10 protein-coding genes and 4 tRNA genes are annotated in these 17,563 nt (G+C 63.3%); 5 read left to right on the forward strand and 9 right to left on the reverse strand.

What is annotated here, in order from left to right:
* The first annotated feature begins 252 nt into the window (after positions 1-252).
* Positions 253-1,638, forward strand: a complete 1,386-nt coding sequence (gltX, locus tag HU218_RS14945; protein ID WP_174875744.1) for a glutamate--tRNA ligase — start codon at positions 253-255, stop codon at positions 1,636-1,638.
* A 159-nt stretch (positions 1,639-1,797) separates the two neighbouring features.
* Here gltX and rlmD read toward each other — a convergent pair whose 3' ends face one another.
* Entirely contained in the window at positions 1,798-3,390 is a 1,593-nt protein-coding gene (rlmD, locus tag HU218_RS14950; protein ID WP_174875745.1) for a 23S rRNA (uracil(1939)-C(5))-methyltransferase RlmD, read from the reverse strand.
* A 126-nt stretch (positions 3,391-3,516) separates the two neighbouring features.
* Here rlmD and HU218_RS14955 point away from each other — a divergent pair, with 126 nt between their 5' ends.
* Entirely contained in the window at positions 3,517-4,416 is a 900-nt protein-coding gene (locus HU218_RS14955) for a L,D-transpeptidase (protein WP_174875746.1), read from the forward strand.
* 87 nt (positions 4,417-4,503) lie between these two features.
* On the opposite strand, the gene HU218_RS14960 is transcribed toward HU218_RS14955, so the two are convergent.
* The 4 genes from HU218_RS14960 to HU218_RS14975 form a co-directional block, all read right to left on the reverse strand.
* A tRNA-Leu gene (locus HU218_RS14960) sits at positions 4,504-4,590 on the reverse strand.
* 53 nt (positions 4,591-4,643) lie between these two features.
* Positions 4,644-4,730, reverse strand: a tRNA-Leu gene (locus HU218_RS14965).
* Positions 4,731-4,769: 39 nt separating this feature from the next.
* Positions 4,770-4,856, reverse strand: a tRNA-Leu gene (locus HU218_RS14970).
* Positions 4,857-4,885: 29 nt separating this feature from the next.
* Positions 4,886-4,972: transfer RNA gene (locus HU218_RS14975), tRNA-Leu, on the reverse strand.
* 87 nt (positions 4,973-5,059) lie between these two features.
* Between HU218_RS14975 and rnr the strand changes: the two genes are divergently transcribed.
* Both rnr and HU218_RS14985 read left to right on the forward strand, forming a co-directional pair.
* Positions 5,060-7,675 (forward strand): ribonuclease R, encoded by a 2,616-nt coding sequence (gene rnr, locus HU218_RS14980; RefSeq protein ID WP_174875747.1) that lies wholly within the window; start codon positions 5,060-5,062, stop codon positions 7,673-7,675.
* Positions 7,676-7,861: 186 nt separating this feature from the next.
* Positions 7,862-8,620: a CHAD domain-containing protein gene (locus HU218_RS14985; RefSeq protein ID WP_174875748.1), complete on the forward strand. Its 759-nt coding sequence runs from the start codon at positions 7,862-7,864 to the stop codon at positions 8,618-8,620.
* A gap of 32 nt (positions 8,621-8,652) precedes the next feature.
* On the opposite strand, the gene HU218_RS14990 is transcribed toward HU218_RS14985, so the two are convergent.
* The 4 genes from HU218_RS14990 to mfd form a co-directional block, all read right to left on the reverse strand.
* A complete protein-coding gene (locus HU218_RS14990) occupies positions 8,653-9,333 on the reverse strand; it encodes a Clp protease ClpP (RefSeq protein ID WP_174875749.1) in 681 nt (226 codons plus the stop codon).
* Between the two features lie 135 nt (positions 9,334-9,468).
* Positions 9,469-10,074, reverse strand: coding sequence for a BPSL1445 family SYLF domain-containing lipoprotein (locus HU218_RS14995; protein WP_217450843.1), 606 nt, complete (start codon positions 10,072-10,074; stop codon positions 9,469-9,471).
* Between the two features lie 111 nt (positions 10,075-10,185).
* Positions 10,186-10,662, reverse strand: a complete 477-nt coding sequence (locus HU218_RS15000) for a DUF2127 domain-containing protein (RefSeq protein WP_174875750.1) — start codon at positions 10,660-10,662, stop codon at positions 10,186-10,188.
* A 73-nt stretch (positions 10,663-10,735) separates the two neighbouring features.
* Positions 10,736-14,131, reverse strand: coding sequence for a transcription-repair coupling factor (gene mfd / locus HU218_RS15005; protein ID WP_174875751.1), 3,396 nt, complete (start codon positions 14,129-14,131; stop codon positions 10,736-10,738).
* Between the two features lie 187 nt (positions 14,132-14,318).
* On the opposite strand from mfd, the gene HU218_RS15010 reads away from it, so the two are divergent.
* Positions 14,319-17,540: a sensor domain-containing protein gene (locus HU218_RS15010; protein WP_246211248.1), complete on the forward strand. Its 3,222-nt coding sequence runs from the start codon at positions 14,319-14,321 to the stop codon at positions 17,538-17,540.
* Positions 17,541-17,563: the final 23 nt, after the last annotated feature.

A 17,563-nucleotide genomic window follows, 5' to 3' on the forward strand; every position in this document is an offset into this window, starting at 1 on the left:
CGCCAGTTGTTTATAAGACCCCCCCGCCTGGCCACGGCCGCGGCCTCCCCCCGCTTGGTGGCTGCGGCTGCCCCCCCTGCCCGCCAACCCTGCCCTGCCGGCCGGCCTGAACGCCTGATCCCGCCATAGCCACCGTTGGCCGCATTGCCGCAGGGCATGCGGCCAACTTGCTTTGCAGCATGGTTTGCCCGCGCTTTGGCCGGCAACGTACAATAGCCGCCTTTACCGATCTTCACAGTTCAGGCGTAGACCATGATCCGCACCCGTTTTGCCCCCAGCCCCACCGGTTTCCTGCACATCGGTGGCGTGCGCACCGCGCTGTTTTCCTGGGCGTTCGCCCGCAAGAATGCCGGCACCTTCGTGCTGCGCATCGAAGACACCGATCTGGAGCGCTCCACTCCGGAGTCGGTAAAAGCGATTCTGGATGGCATGCACTGGGTAGGCCTGGACTACGACGAAGGCCCGTTCTACCAGACCCAGCGCTTTGACCGTTACAAGGACGTGATTCAGCAGCTGCTGGCCAGCGGCCACGCCTACCACTGCTACATGAGCAAGGAAGAGCTGGATGCACTGCGCGCACAGCAGGAAGCCAACGGCGAGAAGCCGCGCTACAACCGCGTGTGGCGTCCGGAAGCCGGTAAGACCCTGCCGGCGATTCCGGCCGACGTACAGCCGGTGGTGCGCTTCAAGAACCCGATCGGCGGTTCGGTGGTGTGGGAGGACGCGGTAAAAGGCCGCATCGAGATCAGCAACGACGAGCTGGACGACCTGATCATCGCCCGCCCGGACGGCAGCCCCACCTACAACTTCTGCGTGGTGGTGGACGACTGGGACATGAACATCACCCACGTGATCCGCGGTGACGACCACGTGAACAACACCCCGCGCCAGATCAACATCCTTAAGGCGCTGGATGCCCCGCTGCCGGTGTACGCGCACCTGCCGATGATTCTCAACGAGAACGGCAACAAGATGTCCAAGCGCCGCGACGCGGTGAGTGTGGTCGATTACGCCGCCAAAGGCATCCTGCCGGAAGCGCTGCTGAACTACCTGGCACGCCTGGGCTGGGGCCACGGCGACGAGGAATTCTTCAACATGGAGCAGTTCGTGGAATGGTTCAGCCTGGAGGCGGTAAGCCCGTCCGCCAGCCGCTTCAACCACGAAAAATTCATGTGGCTGAACGCGCAGCACATCAAGGCCGCCGACAACCAGCGCCTGGCCGGGCTGATTGCCGACCGCCTGGCTGCGGCCAACGTGGATACCAGCCACGGCCCCGCCCTGGCCGACGTGGTGGCGCTGGTGAAGGAGCGCATCCAGGACCTGAACGCACTGGCACAGGAAGTGGACTACTTCTACGCCAAGCGCGAGCCGCAGGCCGCCGACGTGGAAAAGCACCTGTCCGGTGACAGCCGCGAACGCATGCTGCGTTTTGCCGACAAGCTGGCCGCACTGGACAGCTGGACTGCCGAGAGCATCCACGAACTGTTCAAGCCATTCTGCGCCGAGGAAGGCATCAAGATGGGCCAGCTGGGCATGCCGCTGCGCGTGCTGGTATGCGGTACCACCCAGACACCGTCGGTGGATGCGGTGCTGGCACTGATCGGCAAGGATGAAGTGTTGCACCGCCTGCGCGCCTGATACGGCCTGCTGGCATCACACAACCCCGGTGCGTGCCGGGGTTTTTGTTTGCCTGCTGTAAGGGCGGGTGAGGCTGTGTTGTCGCATCGTCAAGAAAAAACCGGCAACGCGATGGGCGTTGCCGGTTGTTGAAGTTTCCTGCCGTCGAGTGGGCGGTGCTTACTCGCCCTGCGCCTCGCTGTTGCCGCCTTCGGCCTGGCGTGCTTCATAAGCGGCACGTTTGTCGGCGTTGGCCTGGGTGCGGGCGTGGAACTCGGCAGTGCGGGCGGCCTTGGCGGCCAACCTTTCGGCCTTTTCCGCGGCCTGCTGCTCGGCCAGCGTGGCTTCGCGCTCCAGACGGGCAGCGATGGCGATTTCACGGGCGGCGGCGCGCTGCGCTTCTTCCTCGGCTTCCATCGCTTCCAGTTCGGCGCGGGTCTTGCACGGGCCGGTCTTTTCGAACCAGGCGACGGACTCGACGTGCGCGGTGTGCGGGAACATGTTAACGATGCCGGCGGATTTCAACGTGTAGCCCTTGGTATGTACCAGTACGCCAGCGTCGCGTGCCAGGGTGGACGGGTTACAGGACACGTACACGATGCGCTGCGGCGCGGTTTCCTCGGTAATGGCTTTTACCAGCTGGATGGCGCCGTCGCGTGGCGGGTCGATCAGCATCTTGTCGAACTTGCCCAGCGCGGCGAACGATTCCTCGGTCACCTCGAACAGGTTGGCCATCTCGTAGCTCACCTTGTGCTGCAGCTGGTTGTGGGTGGCGTTTTCCACCGCGCGCTTCACCAGTGCCTCGCTGCCTTCCATGCCGTGTACGTCGGCACCGCTACGCGCGATCGGCAGGGTGAAGTTGCCGATACCGCAGAACATGTCGGCAATGCGTTCGCCGGCCTTGGGTTCCAGCAGGCGCAGTGCGCGGCTGACCATCACGTTGTTGATTTCCGGGTTCACCTGGGTGAATTCGGTGGGGTAGTACGGCATTTCCACGCTGAAATCGCGCAGGCGGTAGGTCAGCTTGGGCGCGTCCAGCGGGTAGATCGGGTAGCAGGTATCCGGTCCTTTGGGCTGCAGCCAGATCTGCAGCGGGCGCTTGGGTTGCGAGTATTGATCGGAGAACTTCTTCAGAATGTCGAAGTCAGCATCAGTAATGGCTTCCATATTGCGGAATACCAGGATGTCGACTTCGGCACCTACCGCTACTTCTACCTGCGGCATGCGATTGTTGATCGACAGCTTGATGATCATTTCGCGCAGCGGCACGATCAGATCCGAGATGTGCTTGGGCAGTACGCGGCATTCGCGCATGTCGGCAATGAAGCTGGAGCGCTTTTCGTGGAAGCCGACCAGCACGCCGCCTTTCTTCTCCACCAGGCGGGCGGACAGGCGGGCGCGATGGCGATAGCCCCAGGTCGGGCCTGCAATCGGGGTCATGACCACTTGCGGTTTTACCTTGCCCAGCCGGGTGAGGTTGTCTTCCAGTACGCGCTGCTTGATGGCGACCTGGGCACTGAACTCGACATGCTGCATCGAACAGCCGCCGCACACACCGAAGTGCGGGCAGGCCGGTTCGGCGCGCATATAACTTTCCTTGATAATATCGACGGCAACAGCGTTTTCGTAGCTGGGCTTTTTGCGGAAGCTGCTATAGCTCACGGTTTCGTAGGGCAGGGCCCCTTCGATGAACAGGGTTTTGCCGTCTACGTGGGCAACCCCGCGGCCTTCGTGGTCCAGTGATTCGATATGGGCAAGCTGCTGTTGAGTCATTGTTTTGTAAGTCAAAATGCTAGGGCAAAGACGATGATTGTCGCAGAAACCACCGCAAAACGCACGGTGCCGGCGGCTGTCGATCGCAATGCAACAAACGAGGGGTCATCTGCTACCATCACGGCCATGCAAATCTTGTTATCTATTCCATCCCTGTGGCGTGTCGGGCTGCTCTGCGGGCTGCTGGCGGGCTATGCTGCGCCGGCGCTGGCGGTCGATCCGGAGCCGGATGTGGCGATTGCCGATCAGGGGCAGCATCTGGTGGTTAACCTGCCACAAACCCGTGTCTATCTGTACCAGGACGGCTTGCTGCTCAGAACCTATCCGATAGCGGTAGGCAAGCAGCTGACCCAGACGCCTACCGGCAATTACAGTATTACCGGCATTTACCGCGACCCGACCTGGCATATTCCCAAGTCAATCCAGGACGAGATGGTGAAACAGGGCAAGCCGCTGCAGACCGAAATTCCGCCGGGGCCGGATAATCCGCTTGGCAAGGTGTTTATCCGCTTTGGCGAGCCGCGGCTGGGCCTGGGCTTTCACGGCACCAATCAGCCAGCGAGTGTGCCCGGGGTGCGCAGTCATGGCTGTGTGCGTCTGCGCAACGAGAATGCGCTGGCGCTGGCGGACTGGGTGAATGTCGGGGCGTTGGTAACCATTGCCTATCAGCCATTGGTGCTCAATGAAGATGAGGCAGGCGAACTGTGGCTGACGGCGTATCGTGATGTCTATGGCATGAAAGACCCTTCTTATCGCTATCTGGCCAATACCCTGCTTTCCTGGCAGCAGGAAAAGGGGCGGGTATTGCATGGTGCGCGGGTGGATCGGGCGATTCGTGAGCGCAAGGGGGTGCCGGTGTGTCTGTCTTGCAAGGATGCCGAGAAAGCGGTGGTAACGGGTAGTTTGATGGCCAAGCGCTGGCTGAGTATCGATAGCGGTGGGGTGCCAGAAGATGCCGAGTCGGTGCGGCCGGCTGGTGGTCACTTCAGCCCGAAATTCCCACGTAGCATGCCGAGTGTCAGCTAATCCGCTTGCGCCCCGCCAGTGCGGGGTGCTTTGTTTTTGCTGTTGAAATGCAAAAAAGCTGCAGACAATGTCTGCAGCTTTTTATGCTGGTGCCCAGGAGAAGACTCGAACTTCCACAGTGTTGCCACCGCTAGGACCTGAACCTAGTGCGTCTACCAATTCCGCCACCTGGGCTAAAACCTGATTGTGTATTGCTGATGTGAGGACACCAACAACAAGAAACTTGTTGGTGCCCAGGAGAAGACTCGAACTTCCACAGTGTTGCCACCGCTAGGACCTGAACCTAGTGCGTCTACCAATTCCGCCACCTGGGCACATCGCAAATTTTTATCCGGAGGGCATCAGCGTAGTGCTGGTGCCCAGGAGAAGACTCGAACTTCCACAGTGTTGCCACCGCTAGGACCTGAACCTAGTGCGTCTACCAATTCCGCCACCTGGGCCTTCCGGATTGTTACAGCTAGCAAAGTAGTGGTGCCCAGGAGAAGACTCGAACTTCCACAGTGTTGCCACCGCTAGGACCTGAACCTAGTGCGTCTACCAATTCCGCCACCTGGGCTTTGCTTTGCTGTATCATCGATGCGTTGCTTTTTCGCTGCAGCACATCGAAGAAGCACGCATTATAAAGAACTTTTTGAGTGTGTCAATGGCTACCAAGCGAAGAAACAGTAAAAATACCCCTTTGCGCCTGCAAGATCCGCATCTTGCCCGCGAAAAAGCCAAGTACGACAATCCCTTACCTAGCCGCGAGTTTGTGCTCGAGGTTCTCGAAAAAAATGGCGTGCCGATGCATGCCGAAGAGTTGGCCGCAGTTTTCCCTATTTACGACAATGAGCTCGACCTGTTCGAGCGCCGCCTGCGCGCCATGGAGCGTGCCGGCCAGATTCTCATCAACCGCAAGGGCGATATCTGCGTTGCGCAGAAACTGGACCTGATTCCCTGCCGCGTCAGCGGTCACCGTGACGGCTTCGGCTTCGCGATGCGCGAGGCCGCCGATGGCGACGATATCTTCCTGCCCGAGCGCGAGATGCGCAAAGTGATGCATGGCGACCGGGTCATGGTGCGCGTGGCCGGTGTCGATCGCCGCGGCCGCCAGGAAGGCCGTATTGCCGAAATTATCGAACGCAACACCACCCGCCTGATCGCCCGCATCTACAAAGAGCGCGGGGTATGGTTTGTGGTGCCGGAAGACCGTCGCATCAATCACGAGATGCTGGTGGAAGCCGGTGGCGAGGACGGCGCCAAAGATGGCCAGGTGGTGATGGTCGACATCATCGACTATCCGGACGAGCATCGTCAGGCCATCGTCAAGGTCAGTGAAGTGCTGGGCGACTATGCCGATCCGGGTATGGAAATCGAGATTGCGCTGCGCAAGCACGACCTGCCGCACGTGTTCTCCGACGATGCACTGGCGCAAGCCAAGGCTACCAGCCAGAAAGTGGGCAAGCGCGACATCAAGGATCGTGTCGATCTGCGCGATCTGCCGCTGGTGACCATCGACGGCGAAACCGCGCGCGACTTCGACGATGCGGTCTATGCCGAGAAAAGCGGCAAGGGCTATCGCCTGATCGTGGCGATTGCCGATGTCAGTCACTATGTGCGTCCGGGCGATGCGCTGGATATTGATGCCCGCGAACGCAGCACCTCGGTGTACTTCCCGCGCCGGGTGATTCCGATGTTGCCGGAGGAGCTGTCCAACGGCATCTGCTCGCTGAATCCGGATGTCGATCGCTTGTGCATGGTCTGCGATATGCAGATTTCCGCGCGCGGCAAGGTGAAAAAGTACCAGTTCTACCCGGCGGTGATGCGCTCTCAGCACCGTTTCACCTACACCCAAGTGTGGCAGCTGCTGTCGGAAAATGGCGAACACAAGCTCAAGCCGCAGCTGGAAACGCTGTATGCCTTGTTCCAGCAGTTGCTGGAGCAGCGCAAGAAGCGCGGCGCGGTGGACTTCGATACCACCGAAACGCAGATGCTATTCGACGACAATGGCAAGATCAGCCAGATCGTGCCGGTGGTGCGCAACGACGCGCACCGCCTGATCGAGGAATGCATGCTGGCGGCCAACGTTTGCGCCGCCGAATTCATCCTCAAGCACGAGCACAAGGGCCTGTTCCGCGTGCATGAAGGCCCGACGCCGGAGAAGCTGGAGCAGCTGCAATCCTTCCTGCGTCTGAAAGGCCTGCAGCTGGGCGGCGGCGACAAGCCGACCACCAAGGACTATGCCGCACTGGCCGATGCCGTACGCGAGCGCCCGGATGCACCGATGATCCAGACCATGCTGTTGCGCTCCATGCAGCAGGCGGTGTACCAGCCGGCCAACCTCGGCCACTTCGGTCTGTCCTACGACGCCTACACCCATTTCACTTCGCCGATCCGCCGCTATCCGGACTTGCTGGTGCATCGCACTATCAAGGCCATTTTGCTGGACAAGAAGTACAAGCCGGGCAAGTGGGAACAGCTGGGCATGCATTGCTCGATGGCCGAGCGCCGCGCCGACGATGCCAGCCGCGATGTGCAGTCCTGGCTCAAGACCTATTACATGCGCGACAAGGTGGGCGAAGTGTTCACCGGCAAGATCAGCGCGGTGGCCGGTTTCGGTATCTTCGTGCTGCTGGATGGCCTGTACGTGGAAGGCATGGTGCACATCTCCGAACTGGGCAAGGATTACTTCCATTTCCACAAGGAGCAGCAGGCCATCATCGGCGAGAAGAGCGGCCTGAAATACCAGCTGGGGGATGTTGTCACCATCAAGGTGATGCGTGCCGATCTGGATAGCGCGCAAGTGGACTTTGCGCTGGTCGGGGTTGGCCGCGATGCTGCCGCGCAGGGCGGCGATGTTGCCACCACTGGGCGCCGCCACGGTCGTGATGACAAGTCGGCACACAAGCCGGCAGGCAAGGGGCGTGACCAGCGCCGCCAGCCTGCGGCGAAGGCCGCGCCGCAACCGGCCGGCAAGGTTGCCACCAAGCCGGCAAGCAAGGCTGCGGCCAACGTTGCGGCCAAACCGGTAGCCAAGCCGGCGGCAGCAAGTGCAGTCGCACCGGAGCAGCCTCCGGTTACCGAGGCGCCTGCAGCCAAGCCGCCGCGCCGTAGCCCGGCCAAGCGCACTCCCGCCGCAGAAACGCCCGTCGCCGAGCTGCCGGCGGCCAAACCCGCCAGCCGTCGCCGCAGCCCGGCCAAACCGGCGGTTGAGCCCGCGCCACAGCCGGAGCCAACGCCGCCAGCGGCGCCACGCGCCCGCCGCAGCCGCCGTAGCTGATCGCCACCGGACCGCAGCCTTGTGCTGCGGTTTTTTTTGTCACTTGGCACCGCTGCCGCTGCTGCCAGGGTAGTCCGTCTGGCTGCCATGCCTTCGGCGATAGCACGCCAGCGCCAGCAAAATGGCCAAATGCGGCAATACTTGGGGTGTACAACGCCTGTCGCCAGGCGCAGCCATGGAGGAGTCATGAAACGCAAGTCACCGCGTCGCTTGCTTCGGCGCCGTTTGCAGCTGTTGCTGCAGCAAATCCGCAGTGCGCTGCCACAGCTGGCCGATACCGCCGTGCCGGAGGCGCTGCACGCCTTGCGCATTGCCCTGCGACAGTTACGCAGCCTGCTGCGGGTGTTGCAGGCGCTGCCGCAAGGCGAGCTGCTGCCCGCCTTGTCGTTGCAGTTGGCCGCATTTACCCGTGCCAGCAACGACTGGCGCGACCGCGAAGTGCGCCTGCAGCAGTTGCAGTTGCTGGCGCAGCAGGCCGATAGCCAGCGCTTTGCTGCCTGGCGCCGGCACGAGGCTTTTGCCATCGGTGCCGGAAAGTTGCAGCTGGCGCGCCAGCAGGGCGAACTGGAGCCGCTGCTGCTGGCCATCGAACAGGCATGCCTGCCGCCGCTGCGCAACAAGTCCGTCGTTCTGCGGCGGCAGGTGCGGCGGGCGCTGCGAGACAGTCGCCAGCGTTACCGCGAGGCCAGGCGCCGCTGGCAGCAACAGCCGGATAATGACCGTAGGGTGCATAAAGTGCGCTTGCTGGCCAAGCGGCTGCGCTACCAGGTGGAGGTGTGCCAAGGGCTGCTGGCTAAACGCTGGCAACGGCGTGCCGAGCGTGCCCGTGCTGACCAGCAGCAGCTGGGCGAGTTGCGCGACCGGCAGCTGCTGCTGCAAAGCCTGCGCCGCGATGCGGTGCCGCTACCGGCGGCATTGCGGCGGCAGCTGGGGCTGGCGGACTAGCTGGCGGCCAACCTTGTCGCCGCTGGCGGCCCTCAGGCGGGCTTGCTGTCTTTTTTCTCCAGTCCCGGTTCCATCTTGGGTTTTGGCTTGGGTTTGCTCTTGCGTGCCAACGTGCTGGGCTGCCCCTTCTGGATGCGGTGCAGGCGGCGGCGAATCTCGTCGCTATCCATCCAGATATCCTCGCCCTTGAAGATGCGCTCCAGTTCCTCGTCGGCGAGGAAGGGCTTGCAGACGTGGCGCATCACCTTGTCGAACCACTTACCGCTGGCCAGTACCTGCGCCTGCTGTTCGTTGCCCTTGCCGATTGATGCCGACGAGTAGTTGTGGAACATCAGCTGGCAGGTGTCGTGCAGGATCAGTTCGTCGCCGGCGAGGAACAGCAGCGCGCCCATCGAATAGGCGCGGGCTTCCAGGATGGTGACCACGTGTGCCGGGCTGGCGGCGATGTTGTTGATGATCTGCAGCCCGGTATCGAAGTTGCCGCCCGGCGTGTTCAGATGCAGAAAGATCACATCGGTATTGTTGGCGCTGCGCAGGGTATACAGCAGATCGGTGTAGTGGATCGGGTCGCCGATTTCGCCTGACAGGTAGAACGAAATCTGCCGTACCGTGCCCTGGGCCTCGTAACGGCGAAAGCGCGGGATGACTTCTTCGTCATCATCATCATCATCATCATGCTGGCGGGGCAGGTTGCTGAGGCGGTGGCGGGACATGGCGGCTCCTCTTGTTCGGGCATGGCGCCCGGGGCTGTTCATGTCTTGATGGTAGCTGCTGCAGCCTGCTCTTGCTGCCGGCATGCTGTGGCCAAGCGGTGCCGGCGGTCATGGCGGGCCGCCGGAAAACGGGTGTCACATATCGAGCTTGCTGATCTTGGTGCCTTCCAGCGTCAGGTTGGCCATCAGCCCGGCATTGGTCATCACGAAGCCGATTACCGGTTGTTGCGCGGTATTGAGATCGACATCGCCATTCGCGCCGATTTTCACCAGCGCCACCGAGGCATCCACGCCGGCGGTCCAGCCGTTGCCGCGACGGAAGCGGTCCAGCGCGTCCTGGGTCATGAACAGGAAAATGACGGCCTTGGACTGGGCGCCCAGTTGCCAGCCCAGCGAACCGCTAACCGTCTGGTAGTAGCCGGCAGGTTGGCCGCCAACCCGCAGCGCACCCTTGCCATACTCGGCGCCAACCACCAGGCCGGCAGCCAGTACCGAGGGGAAAATCAGCACGCCGCGTGCCTTGGCCACCAGCTCGCGGGAGCCGCGGGCATTCTGGTACAGGCGTGGCAGCGTGGCATCGTAGCCGGCGTCGATCTCCTGCTTCAGGCTGGCGATATTGCCGGCGGTGGCATTCGGCGCCGCCTTGCTGGTGGTCATGTAGCCGCCGCCTGTCGAGGTGCAGCCGCTGCCCAGCAACGCCGCGACGCTCCCCAGGATAAGCAGGGATAGTTTCAGTTTCATCGGGTCCTCCATTCTGCGACTTGCGCCGCACTACTGCTGGTAACGGGCAGCGTGTTGCCCAGACCTTAGTTATAGGCCCGGCGGCGGCGCAAGGCGCGGTGGAGAGTCCCGTTAGCGGGTGTGATGACCGGTTGGCCGCGCCGTCTGGCGGCGTTGCCACAGTGCGGCCAACATCAGCACCACCACCAGCAGATTGAGCACGAAGGAGCCAATGCTGATGCTGTTGGGGTGATGCAGCAGTTCGAGCACTTCGAACGGTAGATAAATGGCGCCGCTGGCGGCGGCCAGCACCTCGGCCCAGGCCGCTTCGCGGTACAGGCCGTAGGCTTCGGCAAACCGCAGCGAGGAGTAGGCGGCGGCGCCCAGCGCGATCAGCAGCAGCTTGCCATTGAGCTGCTGGGCGGCGGTGATGAAGATGCTGGGATAGTGGGCGGCCGGATTCAGGTGGGCATGCTCGACCAGGCGGATGGCCAGATCGTGCAAGTCCTTGTGCAGCAACAGGAGCAGGCCGGAGGCGCCGGCCAGCGCCAGCAGCCCCTTGAAGGCTTCGAAGGCGGCTACCGCACGGATGGCCTGGCGTGTCTGCATGGCAAATGTCTCTGCGCTTGATGTGGAAAATACTGACCGGTACCGGCGCGTAAAGTGCCGGGCCGGTCGCTTATCAGGCCAGTTCCTTCAGCAGCTCTTTCACCTTGACGATGCGCTGTGCCACTTCCGGCAGCGGCTGCTCCACCCGCAACTTGTCCTGGCCGGCCAGTTTGTAGTGCCGCTTGCTCTGGATCAGCATGATGATCTTCACCGGGTCGATCGGCGGGTTCTTCACGAAGCTGATCTGGATCGCCACCTCGCTGGCGTCCAGCTTCTGGATGCCCATTTCCTTGGCCGCCAGCCGCAGGCGGTGGCTTTCGATCAGCGTCTTCACGCTTTGCGGCGGCAGGCCGAAGCGGTCGATCAGCTCCTCGTGGATGGTGTCGATTTCTTCCTCGCTGTCGCAGGTAGCCAGCCGCTTATAGATCACCAGCCGTTCGTGCACGCCGGGGCAGTAGTCGTCCGGCAGCAGCGCCGGGCTGTGCAGGTTGATCTCGGTGGTGACGCCCAGCGGTGCGTCCAGGTCCGGCTCGCGGCCCTTTTTCAGGTCGCGCACCGCCTGCTTCAGCATCTCGGTGAACAGACTGAACCCGACTTCCTGCATCTCGCCGGACTGGCCTTCGCCCAGCACTTCGCCGGCGCCGCGGATTTCCAGATCGTGCATCGCCAGATAGAAGCCGGCGCCCAGTTCTTCGGAGGCCTGGATCGCCTCCAGCCGCTTCTGCGCGTCCTTGGTCATGCCGTCCGGCGTCAGCAGGTAGGCATAAGCCTGGTGGTGGCTGCGGCCAACCCGGCCGCGCAGCTGGTGCAGCTGCGCCAGACCGAATTTGTCGGCGCGGTTGATCAGGATGGTGTTGGCGTTGGGGATGTCGATGCCGGTCTCGATGATGGTGGAGCACAGCAGCACGTTGTAGCGTACCTGCAGGAAGTCGCGCATCACCTGTTCCAGCTCGCGTTCGCGCAGTTGGCCGTGCGCCACGCCGATGCGTGCCTCCGGCACCAGCTCGGCCAGCTTCTCGCGCATGTTCTCGATGGTGTCCACTTCGTTATGCAGGAAGAACACCTGCCCGCCGCGCTTGAACTCGCGCAGCATCGCCTCGCGGATGATGCCGTTGCGGGTCGGGCTGACGAAGGTTTTTACCGCCAGCCGGCGCGATGGCGCGGTGGTGATGGCGGAGAATTCGCGCAGCCCTTCCAGCGCCATCGACAGCGTGCGCGGAATCGGCGTCGCGGTCAGCGTCAGCACATCGACGTTGGCGCGCAGCCGCTTAAGCTGCTCCTTCTGCCGCACGCCAAAGCGGTGCTCCTCGTCGATGATCACCAGCCCCAGGTTCTTGAACTCGACATCCGGCTGCACCAGTTTGTGGGTGCCGATGACGATGTCGATGCTGCCATCGGCCAGGCCGGCCATGGCGGCTTTGACTTCCTTGGCGTTCTTGAAGCGCGACAGTTCGGCGATCTTCACCGGCCAGTCGGCAAAGCGGTCGGAGAAATTCTGGAAGTGCTGCTCGGCCAGCAGCGTGGTTGGCACCAGCACCGCCACCTGCTTGCCGCCCATTACCGCCACGAAGGCGGCGCGCAGCGCCACCTCGGTCTTGCCGAAGCCGACATCGCCGCATACCAGCCGATCCATCGGCTTGCCGCTGGTCATGTCGCCGATCACAGCCTCGATGGCGGCGGCCTGATCCGGGGTTTCCTCGAAGCCGAAGCCGGCGGCAAAGGCGTCGTAGTCGTGATGGCTCAGGGTAAAGGCATGGCCTTCGCGCGCGGCGCGCTGGGCATACAGGTTGAGCAGTTCGGCGGCGGTGTCGCGTGCCTTCTCGGCCGCCTTTTTCTTGGCCTTGTCCCATGCCGGGCTGCCCAGCCGGTGCAGCTGTACCGTGTCGCTGGCATTGCCGGCGTAGCGGCTGATCAGCTGCAGCTGCGATACCGGTACGTACAGCGTGGCGCCTTCGGCGTACTCCAGCTGCATCATCTCGGTTTCGCCTTCGCCCAGATCGATGGACACCAGCCCCAGGTAGCGGCCGATGCCGTGCGCCTCGTGCACTACCGGGTCGCCGATTTTCACCTCGGCCAGGTCGCGCAGCATGGCGTCGGAGCTGGCAGCCTTGCGGCGCTTGGCATGGCTGCGTGCCACGTGCTGGTACAGCTCGGCCTCGGTGACGATGGCAAGGTTGGCCGCAGCCAGTTCGAAGCCGCTGAACAGCGGCGTGGCCGCCAGTGCCAGCTTGTGGTCGCTGGCGAGGAACTCGGCCCAGCTGTCCATCGCCGTGGGCTGGATGCCGTTGTCGCGCAGGAACTGCTGCAGGGTTTCGCGGCGGCCCAGGCTTTCGGCGCCGATCAGCACCCGGCCGGGGAAGCGGCGCAGGAAGTCATCCAGCTTGGTCAGCGGGTTGTCGGCGCGGCGATCGACGCCCAGATCCGGCAGGCGGCGGTAATCGGCATTGTCGCCATCGGCGGCCAGCTCGAAGCGGGCATACGGCTTGATAGCGGCCATCAGCTCGTCCGGGCGCAGGAACAGGTCGGCCGGCGGTAGTACCGGCCGCTCCGGCGCGCCCTGTGCCATCTGGTAGCGCGACAGTGCATCGCGCCAGAAGCTCTCCGCCTCGGCCAGCACATCGCCGTGCAGTACCACGTTGGCCGCGGTGCCGAGGTAGTCGAACACGCTGGCGGTGTCGCTGAAGAACAGTGGCAGGTAATACTCGATACCGGCCGGCCACAGCCCGGCGGACACGTCCTTGTAAATGCGGCTTTTCGACGGGTCGCCCTCGATGCGTTCGCGGTAGTGCTGGCGGAAGGCGGTGATGCCGTCTTCGTCGCTGGGGTATTCGCGCGCCGGCAGCAGGCGGATTTCCGGCACCGGATACAGCGTGCGCTGGGTATCCGGGTCGAAAGTTCGCAGGCTGTCGATCTCGTCGTCGAACAGGTCGATGCGGTAGGGCAGGGTGCTGCCCATCGGGAACAGGTCCACCAGCCCGCCGCGGATGGAGAACTCGCCCGGCGCCACCACCTGCGACACGTGCTGGTAACCGGCGGTGACCATGTCGGCGCGCAGCTTGTCCACATCCAGCCGCTGTTTCTGCTGCAGCCAGAAGGTGCGGCCAACCAGATAGCTGACCGGGGCCAGCCGCGACAGCACCGTCGACACCGCGGCGATCACCACGTCGCACTCGCCATTGCGGATTTGCCACAGCGTGGCCAGCCGCTCGGAAATCAGGTCGCCATGAGGCGAAAAGTGGTCGTATGGCAGCGTCTCCCAATCCGGTAATAGTGCAATGCGCAAATCCGGACGGAAGAACGGCAACTCAGCCTGCAGGCGCTGCGCGTCCTGGGCGCTGGCGGTCAGTACCAGCAGGGGCAGGCCGGATTGCGGCAATGCAGCAAGCAGGGCGCTGTCGGCGCTGCTGGCCGGCATGGCAAGGCGGGTCTTGTGGGCGGCCGGCGGCCAGGCGGGCATAGGGGGGGGCATATCGCTACACATTCGCAAAGAGGCGGGTATTATAGTGCGGCGCCGTGATCCAGGCTGCGCAAGACAGCCGACACAACACATACAGCTTCCGGCGCTTACCCGTGTACTGCATTTACTGACGTTGCCATCACTGCCCCCAGCCGCAGGTTGCCGGGGTACGGGTAGTTTTTACTTGAAGCGGGGAGACGTGGACAAATCCACTGCAAGCGCGTTGAGCGCGATGATCATTTTTGTCGGTGGCATGCTGCTGTGGCCGGGAGACTGGCAGCATCCGCTATTGCCGGGCGCCTTCATTGCCCATGCCGCGATGGCATGGCGCTTTGCCGCCGGCCGCTTCCAGGTAGTGTGGTGGTGGGGGCTGCCGGCAACTGCCGTGGCGCTGCTGACCATGCCGCTGGAGCCGGCGCTGCTGTGGTCGGCCTCGTTCGGTGTCATGTTGCTGGGGCTGCATGTCATGCTGCCGGCCAGCCATTTCCGTCTTGATTCCCTGACTGCACTCGGCAAGCTGTTGCTGTGCCTGCTGTTGCCGGCGCTGCTGGTCAATGCCCTGCTGTGGCCGCTGCTGACGGTGACCGAGGCTTTGCGCGGCTTGCTGCTGCTGTGGTTGTCACTGTCCTTGCTGGTGCCCTTGCTGTATGCCGGTGTTCCGGCCGCCCTGGCGCGGCGCGAACTGCTGGGGCTGCTGTCGCTGCAGGCGGTGCTGGCCGGCGTACTGTGGTGGATCGGGCGTGGCAATTGCGCCACGACTTGCCAGCTGGTGTTGCTGCCATTGCTGTTTCTGGCCGCGATCCGCGCCGGTTTGGTCGGCGTCGCCGGCAGCGGCACGCTGTATCTGTTCATTTTCTCGTTGCCTGTGTTGCTGGGCGGTCTGGTGTGGGGTGTCGCCGCCGATCTCGGCAATACGCTGGGGCTGTTGCTGTTCGGCCTGCTGGCACTGGCGGTGGCGGTGTTCGGTGAAGGCTATCGCCGCCGCGAACGCTTGCTGCACGACGTGCAGGCGCGCTTCGAGTCGCTGCTCAACCAGAGCACCAGCCTGATGACGCTGAAAGACCCGGATGGCCGCTATCTGCTGGTGAACCTGAACTTTGCCCGCCTGCTGGGGCTACCGCAGCAGTTCTTCAAGGGTCGCAGCGCGCGCGAGTTGTTCGCGCCGGACGAGGCCGCGGTGATCATCCGCCATGACCAGCAGGTGATGAGCAGCCTGGAGTCGCGCCAGTTCGAGCAGTCGATCACCGTCGGCGGTCGCCATTACCTGATGCTGTCCAGCGTGTTCCCGCTGTTCGACAGCGACGGCCTGCCGGCAGGGGTAGGCAGTATCTCGGTGGACATCAGCCAGCGCGCCGAGGAAGAGCGCCAGCGGCAGGAGGCGATGGACCAGTACCGCGCGGTGGTGGAGCAGTCGCTGGTGGGGATTTACATCACCCAGCACGAGAAGCTGCTGTACGTGAACCCGAAGCTGGCCGCCATGGCCGGCTACCAGCCGGAAGAAGTCAGCGGCCGCAGTATCGAAGAGATGCTGATGCCGGGCGAGGATGGGCGCATTCGCGCCCAGATCCGCCGCCGCATCCGCGAGAACATCCAGGTGATGCACTACACCACGCGCATCCGTCATCGCGATGGCAGTGCGGTCGATGTCGAGGTGCACAGCCGGCTGTTCGATTACAACGGCGACAAGGCCATCATCGGCGTGATGATGGATATCTCCGACCGCATTGCGGCCAACGCCGAGCTGCGGCTGGCCGCCACGGTGTTCGACAATGCCACCGAAGGCATTCTGGTCACCGATGGCGAAGGCCGCATCGTGATGGTGAACCAGGCGTTCACCCGCATCACCGGTTTTACCCAGGATCTGGCGATCGGCCGCGTATCGCGCATGTTGCGGGTGGCCAACCGCGAGCGTAACCGCGGGCTGCAGGAGGCGCTGGAGCGCGATGGCCACTGGAAGGGCGAGTTGTTCGATCGCCGCAGGAATGGCGACCCGTACATTGCCGAGCTGTCGATCAGCGCGGTGCGCGATCCGTTCGGCCAGCTGTCGCACTACGTCGGCGTGTTCTCCGACATTACCGGCCGCAAGCAGGCCGAGGATCGCTTGCAGTTCCTCGCCAGCCACGACCCGCTCACCCGGCTGCCCAACCGCAGCGCGCTGATCGAAGCTATCGATACCGCCATTCTGGAGGCGGGGGACATCGAGCCGCGACTGGCGCTGATGTTCATCGATCTCGACCGCTTCAAGCTGATCAACGACTCCTTCGGCCATCAGGCCGGCGACGAGGTGCTGCACGAAATCGCCGCGCGGCTGACGCAGTCCACCGAACGCTTCGGCCTGGTAGCGCGGCTGGGGGGCGACGAGTTCACGCTGGTGGTGCGCGATTTTGACGACCACGGCAATCTGGGGCGCATGGCGGAGGAAGTGTTGGCCGCACTGGCGCGGCCGATCCGCATCGAAGAGCACGAGGTGTTTGTCAGCGGCAGTATCGGCATCAGCGTCTATCCCAACGACGGCGTGGAGGCGGCATCGCTGCTGAAGAACGCCGATGCGGCGATGTACCGTGCCAAGGAAGCCGGCAAGAACACCTACCAGTTCTTCGATGCGCAGATGAACGCGCAGACTTTCGAGCGGCTGCTGATGGAAAGCGGTCTGCGCCAGGCGCTGGAGCGGCAGGAGTTCGAACTGCACTACCAGCCGCAGGTGTCGTGCGACGGTGGCCGGCTGGAAGGGGTGGAGGCATTGATACGCTGGCGCCATCCGCATCTGGGGCTGGTGCCGCCGGGGCGCTTTATCCCGCTGGCGGAGGAAACCGGCCTGATCAAGCCAATCGGCGCCTGGGTGCTGCGCGAGGCCTGTCACCAGATGGTGGCGTGGGACAAGATGGGGCTGTGTGTGCCGCGGCTGGCGGTGAACCTGTCGGCGCGGCAGTTCGAGCAGCAGACCCTGCTGAACGAGGTCAACGACGTGCTGGCGGTCACCGGGTTGGCCGCCTCGCGTCTGGAGCTGGAAATCACCGAAAGCATGCTGATGCACAATCCGCAGGAGGCGGTATCGCTGCTGCGCGAGCTGAAGGCCTTGGGGGTGAAGCTGTCGATCGACGACTTCGGTACCGGCTACTCGTCGCTGTCCACGCTCAAGCGTTACCCGCTGGACTATCTCAAGGTCGACCGCTCCTTTGTCGAGGGCCTGCCCGGCGACGAGGACAGCGCGGCGATTACCGAGGCCATCATCGCCATGGCGCGCAAGCTCAAGTTCACCGTGATTGCCGAAGGGGTGGAAACCGCGGCGCAGAGCGTTTTCCTCGCCAACGCCGGCTGCGCCATCCTGCAAGGCTACTATTACAGCCGGCCGCTGCCGGTGGCGATGCTGGAGCAATGGTTGGCCGCACGGCAGATGAATCTCAGCGAAGTGGCGCACTAGATGCGGTTCGCGGGTAAAATGCG

The sequence above is a fragment of the Vogesella oryzae genome (assembly GCF_902829295.1).
Lineage (GTDB): Bacteria > Pseudomonadota > Gammaproteobacteria > Burkholderiales > Chromobacteriaceae > Vogesella > Vogesella oryzae.